The organism is Acinetobacter sp. GN11 (assembly GCF_054823985.1).
Genome location: NZ_JRVL01000350.1, coordinates 1 through 1,157 on the forward strand (window position 1 = coordinate 1; position 1,157 = coordinate 1,157).

Annotated in this window: 2 protein-coding genes; one reads left to right on the forward strand and one right to left on the reverse strand. The window is 29.5% G+C overall.

Going from position 1 to position 1,157, the window contains the following annotated elements:
* Nucleotides 1-274: 274 nt before the first annotated feature.
* Complete coding sequence (locus NL42_RS19170; RefSeq protein ID WP_461313960.1) at nt 275-550, forward strand: DUF4882 family protein; 276 nt, start codon at nt 275-277, stop codon at nt 548-550.
* Nucleotides 551-748: 198 nt separating this feature from the next.
* Here the strand turns inward: NL42_RS19170 and NL42_RS19175 are convergent.
* Nucleotides 749-1,157: acyltransferase family protein (locus tag NL42_RS19175; RefSeq protein WP_461313961.1), on the reverse strand; the 409-nt coding region annotated here is incomplete at its 5' end.

Genomic DNA, 1,157 nt, shown 5'->3' on the forward strand with positions numbered 1-1,157 from the left:
TTTAAATATATGGGAATTGCATTAGCATTTAGATTTTTTATGAACATTAAGTTATATATCTAATATTTAGTTTGTTGTAGAGGAATTAAATATGGAAATTTCATAATAGTAAATTTTAAAAGAAGTAAAAATTACCGCTTCAGGCTCAATCGATGCGATAAATGCAGCTTACGCTGATGGAAGCTAGGTAGCTCTCACGGGAGAAAGTACTAAAAGAGATACTGCTGGCTTAGTAGTTGCAATGGAGGTAGATCGAAAGGTAATTCCTGTCACGATGCCAACAGATGGCAAAGTTAGAGTAGGTCTTTATTTTAATCAGGTTAGTAAACAAATGGGTTATATCATTAATGGAACGAATTATGGATATCTTAATTTATTTACTGAAAACTCTTTGAAAAGTATGGGATTTAAAGGGGCAGGGATACAATCACCAAATGCCAACTCTAAATTTCTTGGTAAAACTATTTCAGTCCAGTTAATTACCGATAAAGCAAATATGCATTTTACATATACAATAGGCACCCCTGATATTTGTGGAAATGATATTTAAGAATCTTATATAATAAAGAACCATTCATTTGAATGGTTCTTTTATGGGAGAAATCTATGAAAGACAATAGAAAATTCTAGAGGCTTTAGTTTTTGATAAAATGAATATCTCAGAAGACAGGTTCTCAATAATTTCTATTCAAATCATTCAATGAATAATTGATTGATATGAAAAGCCCTGCAAATTGCAGGACTTTTTTTAGAATCTATTCTTTAAACTTAGAGCTGGTTTTTCTACTAGTTTCCAGCTCAATATAGCTAAAATTATTGTGACCATGAATGTAAGAAATATATAGATTGGTTCATGTAAGAATCCAACAGCCACAAGAGTGTTTACAACAAGCATATGATAAATATATATTCCATAAGATATGTCATTATGTTTTAACAACTTATCACTGAGATTTTTATGAGAAAATGCAAATGATAGAGTGACTAAAGAAAGCAAAATGGTTGTAATTATTTGGAAAATGTTAGTCATCTCATAAGCATGTGTTTCTTTACCTAAATACACTCCGAATATTAAAAAATAAACTACATAAATCGTGAACCAAATAATAAACTTATTTTCAATAAATTTAGATAATCTGCTCCAAAAAATATAGAAG

Excerpts from the sequence above, each read along its gene's own strand:
- NL42_RS19170 (WP_461313960.1), top strand. The coding sequence starts at position 275 with ATGCCAACAGATGGCAAAGTTAGAGTAGGTCTTTATTTTAATCAGGTT.